This window comes from Armatimonadota bacterium (genome assembly GCA_023511795.1).
GTDB lineage: Bacteria > Armatimonadota > UBA5829 > DTJY01 > DTJY01 > JAIMAU01.
On record JAIMAU010000023.1, the window covers coordinates 23,062 to 31,081 of the forward strand.

Below are 8,020 nucleotides of genomic sequence, written 5' to 3' on the forward strand. Positions count from 1 at the left end.
TGTTGCCAAGTTTACGCTCATTCTATTAATTATTTGCCGGTTTCGGACCTTCCAACCTGCACCATACGTTTGGACCACCTGGTCCTGTGCCGTTATCCCTGTGCATGTAGCGCTCATTTGTCATTGCGCTTACGTGACCGTCTATCCAAAGCACATTATTTAGACCATTGTGCCTACCCGGAGGAGCAACGCCATCCGTTCGGGTGGGGTACGGTGCAAAGAAGGTTCCCTTCTGAGCTGATCCCCACCATGTCTCGGCTATTCGGACAGTCTGCGCCGGATAGTGTACCTTTGAAAGCGGAACAACTACAGCGTTTTTCGGGTCGCTCATCCATCCGCCGCAGAAGGGGTTCATGCCGTATGAGCGTTCCGCAGACCAGGAGGCTACTTCATCTTCTTCTGCGCTGGGGCACTTGAATAATTTGCCCAATTTGCCTTCTGTATTCATTGTGTCGCCCAATATTTGCTTTAGATATGGGTTCAGCAGTGTGGGCCACATGCCCTGCCCCCATTGGAATGGCGCGCCATAAGGAACGAGGACGTCATCCCAGTCAGACTGGTACATTTCGGCGGCTACGCCGAGCTGCTTTAGGTTGTTGGCACAAGTTGTCTGCATTGCCCTCTCTCGAGCTTTCGCGAACACAGGGAATAGTATTGCCGCAAGAATGATAATAATGGCAATTACGACCAGCAACTCAATTAGGGTAAAACCCTTCTGTTTACCAACCATTTTTATTCCCTCCCATCTGTCCCCGTATTGTCTTGGGACTGTTGGAGAGCAGGGAACGGTTTGGGCTTAAACCATGCCCTGCTCCCTAAAAATTAATTATAATCTATCCCACAGCCTGTTGTCTGGGGCTTTTCCTTGTTCGCGGTTTCTTGGATCCTGGCTTCTATTGCCATACCAAAGACCTGCAGCAACAAGTTCTTGAGTGTCGCGCGTTGAAGTGTGCCCATCACACCAGGCGACATTGGTTTTGTTATTGTGCCTTGGTCTCACGTACTGATTCGCAGAAATTTGCGATCCCTTAGTATTAGTCGAGTCAGGGTTTGGTGGGACCGGGCTAACGTAGCCGTAGGGCGGAAAAGCCCATACCGTTGCATTCTCCACCAGCAGGATTGTCTCAGATGGGTTCACTATCCGTCCCAATCTGGCTGCTCCCCAGTCGAACTTGTAGCTTCCTGCATATGGGTTGGTTCTGGTATCCCCAAACTTATACGGCAAACCAAGGAACAGGAAATTATATCCGTAGCTAGCTTGGTCAGGCTGTCCTCTGCGAAGATAAACCTTCCAAACCTTACTTGCATCGGGGCATACAAAACAACCCCTCATTACGCCGTCTACTACCTCTCCCGATTTTACATAGGGATCAATCCGAGATACCCAGACCCGAGAAAGGAAAGCAGGATCTGCGCCTACTAAGGTATAATCCCCATTGTACCTATCCCTGGGTATCTCTGTGCAAGGGAAGCGTTCGTCGTAGTCCGATGTATACATCTGGAACGCTTTGGCAAGCTGATTCAAGTTGGACAAACACTGGCTTGATCGTGCCTTAGCCCTTGCAGATAAAAACACAGGGAAGAGAATCGCGGCCAAAATAGCAATGATTGCTATGACCACAAGCAACTCAATTAGGGTGAATCCTTTCTTTCGGTTTTTCATTTTCACCTCCTCCTCCTAAATCAGTTGATAATGCGGCGGGTGCTTAGAGCAAATGTTATACTCCTCACCACCCTTGGAGCGCGACTAGTGCAATTGCTAGTTTTTGCTCCTACTTCCTCTGACGATGTAACCACATCGCAGAGTTCCACAGGATGGTGACGGTCTCTTCAGGAGCAAGAGCATGCTAATGTATACGTTTTCATTAGCTCCAGCGCAATTTTCCCTTTGTCCTAGTCTACCAGATGTTTTTTCGTTTGTCAAGGAAATTTTTGCCCGATTAGAAACTACTTATAATCTCGCCGCAAGTTGCTCTACATACCAACCAAATTGTATATAATTAATGCACTTCCTACAATAGCCGCCGTTTCTGCTCGCAGAATTCTTGGGCCAAGCGACACCGTGGTCGCTCCGTGTTTCTTTGCGATATCAATTTCTTCGACTGTGAAGCTTCCCTCTGGACCTGTGAAAAAAGCAACTTCATTTACTTTTTCTATGTTTTGAACCGCGGCCCGTAAGGTTACTTCTTTTTCTTGCTCCCATGCAATAAATCTTTTGCCTTGGTTTTTTACCCGAATTATTGCATTCTCAAACGAAAATGGACCTTCCACGCTTGGCACGCGGGTTCTGCCTGATTGCTCGGCGGCTTCTCTGACGATTGCGCGCCACCGTTCAAGTTTTGTGTTCTGTTTGTCTTCGCTTATTCGGCGCACTGAGCGCTGAGCTTGCACAATCAGGAATTCTGATACGCCAATCTCTGTGCACTTTTGCAGTGCAATGTCCATTCTCTCGCCTTTGAGAAGGCTCAGGCCAAGCGTTAGACGGATGCTCGGTTCGGTATTCGGTATTCGGCTTTCAAGGATCTCGACCAAAACGCGGTCCTTTTCTATTTTCTGAATCCGTGCGATGAACTCCCTGCCGGAACCATCGAACAGGGCAATAAGGTCTCCAATTCTTAAACGTAGGACATTGCGTATCTGCCTGTGCTGGCTCCCACTTAGCCAAGCTTGGTTATCAAAAAACTGCTGAGTCGGTACATAGAACCGATGCATGTCCAGTCTCGAGAAGACCTATTTAGGCGCACGCGCTCGTTTGTTGCTTTATTTGGCTGGTGGTTTTACGGAAGATGCTTATTTGTGTAATCGTTTACACCACCTAGAGCACTTTTCGACACCTCCCGGGAAATATCCTTCATCCATTGGCAGGTTGAAAAAATTTTTTTCGTTCTTTTTCAGATTCTTCCCACCGGCCAGCGGTTGGTGTTTATTTTAGCTCTAAGTTAAGCAGCTTTCTCTATTTCTAGTACGTCGAGAATGGCAAGGACGTCAGCCATACTGAAAGGTTTTATTAGACAGGCAAACGCCCCTAATTTCATTGCTCTATCGACCAGCAAATCGCGGGGGTAAGCGGTAATGATTACGACTGGTGTAGTAGGGTGAGTTTCTCTGATTCGCTCGAGGGTTTGCGCGCCATCCATGGCAGGCATTCTCAAGTCTAGGAAGATTACGTCAATTTGTTTCCTTTTGAGGAGTTCCAGGGCTGTTTCAGCATTCTGGGCTCCAAAAGTCTGATACTCATTGCGTTCGAGAGCCTCTGTGAGCAGGCTTAATACCTGAGGTTCGTCGTCAACAATGAGAATGCTCGGTTTTGCCATGCGCGTTTCCCCTTATCTGAGGTGTGATGTCTGAGGTATATAGCCTCAGCTTAACACTGCACCCACATCGGTAATTATCGGCTAAAAACTCCTCAAACAAGAGGTTATAGCAACTAATTATCAGATTTTAATTTAATTTCAAGAAGTTTGCTTCAGACCGAGAAACCCTATTTGTCTGTTGACTGCATCTAGCAAGGCGGCTGCAGCTGCTCGGTAGGCGTCTTGCTTTACTATGGAGCTGCCAGATACCTTAATTTCCGCTTGCGGGGTGATAATAAGCGCTGTTACCAGTACTATGTCGTCATTAATGCCGTTCTCGATGAGGTTAATGCTGTCAACAACCACGCCATATCCTGCTGGGAGGAATTTGCAAACAGCTCCTGCAGTGGCATCGGAAACCAGGCGCAACGCATTTCTTCCGAGCGCAAATCCACTGCATGAATGTCCCTGGACAACCTCTCCTTGGGCAAGTTGAACTTCCGCAGTTGCAAGTGACCCACCCTCCCAGGAGAAGTTTAGTGCGCGTATTCTTAACCTAGAGCGTGACAAATCGATTGCAGGAATTTCGACAACTGGCGGCGTCGGCGCAGATTCGGGCTCAGCAGCCGCAGGTGGCTCGGCAATTGTTTTTTCACCGTTGAGCGAGGCTACTCCCGATTGCTTGCTTTTTGCTGCTGTGCATGCTTTGCTAGCGAGGTTAATCAGATTATCAAGCGTCGCCTCATAGTGAACGTCTTCTCTTTCTTTTGTTCGCTTGCCTCCATGAACTCCTATCGAACCTGTAACGGGTTCAGGGAGGTCGCCCGGAGGGGTCTCGCGCAATTTTTTCTCTAAACTATCGGCGAGTTCTCTTGCTTCTTTGCTGTTTCGAAGGGTGACTATTACGAACTCATCGCCCGCGTAGCGGCATAGGAAGTCGGTTCCCTCATCCGTGCCAGATGAAAGGATTTCAGCCACATGGCGAAGAACTTTGTCGCCGGTTATGTGGCCGTATTTCTTGTTGAAGTCGCCAAACTTATCTAGGTCTATGAAAATGACAGTGATCTCCTGCCCTCGCTTCAGGGCAGCAATTCCCCAATCACGCATTGCATCCGACCTGGGCAGCTTGGTGATTGGGTCGAATGATTTTCCCAACTCGGGCAGAAGGTCGCCGCGCGTCACAATGCCAACTAGCCGGCTTTCTTCCATCACGAGTAGCCGGTTTGCCCCGACTTTTGCCATCAAATCGGCAGCGTCGGCCACTGTCATGTCGGGAGGAACCGGCACGTATTCCTTATCCATAATATGCTGAACGGGCACATCTTCGTCTTTGCCAAGCAGGTCTTGATAGTCAACAATTCCAAGAACAACGCCATTGTCGACCACTGGCATGCCTCCGATGTTGTGACCTTTCATTAGCATTATTGCAGTCTTTATTTTGTTTGAAGGGACAAGTTGGATGACATTGGTTGTCATGACGTCGCGTACTGTCTTCATATTGGCTGGAGCTTACCTTTCCGAATTGAACTTCTGGGGAACCCCACATGCAGTATATCATGCAGGGCAGGAAATGTGTACTCGTAGAAATACTTGAAAGTAGGTTTCAATTGCGGATGGGGTAAACTTTAAAATAAAACGCTTGGAGGCGGACCTTATGGAAATCCTGGAATGTCAAGGTGCTAACGAGTTTATTCGCGGGCGTGAAGAGTTCCTTGCTTTTCTGAAGGATTGGATGGACCGCTTGCCTGAAGTGCGGATGCAGGATATAGTTGAGGCGGCGGGTGGGGCTGAGAATGTTGCGATTGTGTGCGTTGATGTAATTGTTGGCTTTTGTGGGAAAGGCAGGCTAGCCAGTCCCAGGGTTGCGACTATTGTTGAACCTATTGTTGAGCTTTTCAAACTCGCGTATTCGTGCGGCATAACTAATTTTGTGCTGCCGCAAGACCAACACCCAATTGATTCGCCGGAATTTAAGGCGTATGGACCCCATTCGATTGTAGGCTCGGAAGAGGCCGAGACAATGCCCCAACTTAAGGCGCTTCCATTTTCCGACCTTTTTGTCGTTTTTCCAAAGCAGAGCATAAATGCGGCGATTGATACGGAGTTTCCCAATTGGCTTGAGCGTCATAATAATATTAAGCGTTTCATTGTAGTTGGCGACGTCACGGATATATGCATATATCAAATTGCAACTTATTTAAGGGCAAGAGCGAATCAGTTCAAAATGGACTACGAAGTCATTGTTCCTGAAGACTGTGTGGATACTTGGGACACACCTCTAGCGGTTGCAAAAGAAATGGGCATAATGCCTCATGATGGGGACCTTTTGCATGCTGTATTTCTACATCACATGGCTCTCAATGCTATACAGGTCGTGCGGAGAATAACATAAAGGATGGTAAATAATGAGCCGATTTGTTGTTCAAGAACACCATGCTTCACATTTGCATTGGGACTTCAGGTTGGAGATGGACGGAGTGCTCAAGAGCTGGGCTGTTCCGAAGGGGCCTCCGGAATCACCTGGGATCCGGCGGTTGGCGGTCCAGGTAGATGACCATCCGCTGGACTATATAGATTTTGAGGGTGAGATAGCAGAGGGCGAATATGGTGCTGGAACGGTAACTATTTGGGACCGCGGCAACTTTGAACTTAAAGAGCGCAGTAAGGATAAGATTGTTTTTGACCTGCATGGAGAGCGCTTGAAGGGAGGATATGCGCTAATACACATGCGAGACAACCAATGGATTATGCTCAAACGCAAAGATTAGGGATGTGCACAAGACAAAGTGGAAAGTTGCTTTCGGCGGAAGATGAGTGTGCAATTTTGCTAACATAACCCTTAGTTATTTCTATCAGTGGTGGGTACTTAAATGCCAATATGTGGAAGGTTTAGGCAGTTTTACATTGGCGTTTTATAGATTAATCTTAAATTGAAATCCAAAACAAAGCCCCTGCTGGTCTTTCTGCGACTAATCAATAATTTATATTAGGTTTTGCGCCCTCTAATAGCCCTTGCGGATGAGCTTTTTACAAGATTCGAATTTTGCTTTCGGGTACCGTTTAAACCTGTTATACTAAAGTAGGGGGAAATAAGATGAAGGCTTCGGGTACATCGTTGGCCCAGAGATTGCTATGGTTAGGCCCGTTTGTTGTCGCTGTTGCCCTGGGGATATTGGTATATCTCCGGGCTGTGAGTGGGCCATTCATCTGGGATGATGAAGTGTTGGTCCAGCAGCTTGACATGTATACAGGCGAAGGTTGGCGGCAAATATTCACTACTGGGTTCTTAATGGACCCTTCAAGCAGAAAAGCTGCTTTCTACCGGCCAATAATTATTGCCTCTCTGCTTTTTGACCGTGCTTTGTGGGGTGATAATACTTTTGGCTACCATCTAACGAATCTATTCTTCCATGCAATTACAATTCTATTTGTTGGAGTTTTGACTTGGCAGATTCTCCGCAGTCGGATTGCCGCAATTGCGTCTGCGTTCTTATTCGCCGTTCATCCAATCCATGCTGATTCTGTATGTTGGATTTCTGGCCGTACCGATGTGATATGCGCTGCATTCCTTATCCCTGGAATATGCGCCTATATGGAGTATTACCGCAGTAAGCGTCGAGGTTTTCTAGTGCTTTCACTTGTGCTTATTATTCTTGCGCTAATGTCTAAGGAACTTGCGGTCCTGTCGCCAGTTTTAATAGCTCTTTCGGCGTGGGCATCGGGGGTTAGAGATTATCGGAAGTTGCTTAAAGATGCTATACCATACGTGGTACTTGCGGTTGTCTTCTTGGGCGTGCGGCATGTTGTTTTAAAAGAAGCCATGGCTCCATCGGTTCTTGTGCCGCTGAAAGCGCGCGCGGCAATAATAGGCTTTTCATTATTTGCACATTTGCAGATGCTTCTGCTACCTTGGACTGCAAAGCTTGGCTACGGATACTTGCCAAACCAAATCATCAACAATACTAGCCTGTTGCGCGGTGCCTTTGTATGCGCACTGGCGTTTTGTTTTTGGTCGATTAGTCTCACAATGCCCATACTATTCTTCGGCATGGCTTGGTTCTTGGTGACAATTGGCTTAATATCTGGTATTACCGGGCCATATCTGGCGGGTTTGGTAGCGCAAAGATTGCTGTATATCCCTTCTTTTGGATTAGCTGTCGTCTTTGGGTGGCTAATCACCAAGGCGGTGGAAAGCAGTAGGTATGTGCGCTATGCAGGTTTGGCTTTGGCCCTTGGTGTAATAGTTGCTTTTTCATTCTTAAGTGTCAAACAATCGGTTTTATATACAGACGATGTCATATTTTGGCAGCGATTTGTTAAAGATGTTCCTCTCAACCCCGCCGCATATTACAACCTTGGAATCGCATACGTGTCGAACGGCGAGCCAGAAAGAGCGATTTCTCATTTCCGAAGGGCAATCAAGCTTGCCCCAAGCATTGCAATAAACTATTATGCAATGGGACAGGCTTTGATTCAGCTAAATAGGGTGGATGAGGCTATTCCATATTTCGAGAAGGCGGCATGCCTAGACCCAAGTAATGAGACAATCCAACAAGGGCTAATGGCTGTCTATGAGAGAAAACGTGCTGAAATTGGGTTGCCGGGTCAACCTCATCAATAAAGATTAATTTCTACCCCCACCTCGGGAACTTTAACTCGGCATTTTCCTTTAAGATAATCATTAAATTTCGAAAGGTTTTTCTCTTCGGTGTGGACAGGTATAACAA

General features: G+C 47.2%; 8 protein-coding genes. 3 read left to right on the forward strand and 5 right to left on the reverse strand.

Annotated features, from left to right (window positions below; translation table 11 throughout):
* Positions 1-25: 25 nt before the first annotated feature.
* The 5 genes from K6T99_12105 to K6T99_12125 form a co-directional block, all read right to left on the reverse strand.
* Positions 26-730: a DUF1559 domain-containing protein gene (locus K6T99_12105; protein MCL6520562.1), complete on the reverse strand. Its 705-nt coding sequence runs from the start codon at positions 728-730 to the stop codon at positions 26-28.
* 96 nt (positions 731-826) lie between these two features.
* Positions 827-1,663 (reverse strand): prepilin-type N-terminal cleavage/methylation domain-containing protein, encoded by an 837-nt coding sequence (locus tag K6T99_12110; protein MCL6520563.1) that lies wholly within the window; start codon positions 1,661-1,663, stop codon positions 827-829.
* A 311-nt stretch (positions 1,664-1,974) separates the two neighbouring features.
* Positions 1,975-2,712 carry a 16S rRNA (uracil(1498)-N(3))-methyltransferase gene (locus tag K6T99_12115; GenBank protein ID MCL6520564.1) on the reverse strand — a complete coding sequence of 246 codons (738 nt, stop codon included), beginning with the start codon at positions 2,710-2,712 and terminating at the stop codon, positions 1,975-1,977.
* A gap of 227 nt (positions 2,713-2,939) precedes the next feature.
* The gene (locus tag K6T99_12120) at positions 2,940-3,314 is read right to left on the reverse strand and encodes a response regulator (protein ID MCL6520565.1); all 375 of its coding nucleotides are present in this window, start codon (positions 3,312-3,314) and stop codon (positions 2,940-2,942) included.
* Positions 3,315-3,452: 138 nt separating this feature from the next.
* Positions 3,453-4,790 (reverse strand): GGDEF domain-containing protein, encoded by a 1,338-nt coding sequence (locus K6T99_12125; protein MCL6520566.1) that lies wholly within the window; start codon positions 4,788-4,790, stop codon positions 3,453-3,455.
* Positions 4,791-4,947: 157 nt separating this feature from the next.
* Here K6T99_12125 and K6T99_12130 point away from each other — a divergent pair, with 157 nt between their 5' ends.
* The 3 genes from K6T99_12130 (at position 4,948) to K6T99_12140 (ending at position 7,914) form a co-directional block, all read left to right on the forward strand.
* Positions 4,948-5,685, forward strand: coding sequence for a cysteine hydrolase (locus K6T99_12130; GenBank protein MCL6520567.1), 738 nt, complete (start codon positions 4,948-4,950; stop codon positions 5,683-5,685).
* A gap of 13 nt (positions 5,686-5,698) precedes the next feature.
* Complete coding sequence (locus K6T99_12135) at positions 5,699-6,061, forward strand: ATP-dependent DNA ligase (protein MCL6520568.1); 363 nt, start codon at positions 5,699-5,701, stop codon at positions 6,059-6,061.
* Positions 6,062-6,387: 326 nt separating this feature from the next.
* Positions 6,388-7,914, forward strand: coding sequence for a tetratricopeptide repeat protein (locus K6T99_12140; GenBank protein ID MCL6520569.1), 1,527 nt, complete (start codon positions 6,388-6,390; stop codon positions 7,912-7,914).
* Positions 7,915-8,020 lie beyond the last annotated feature (106 nt).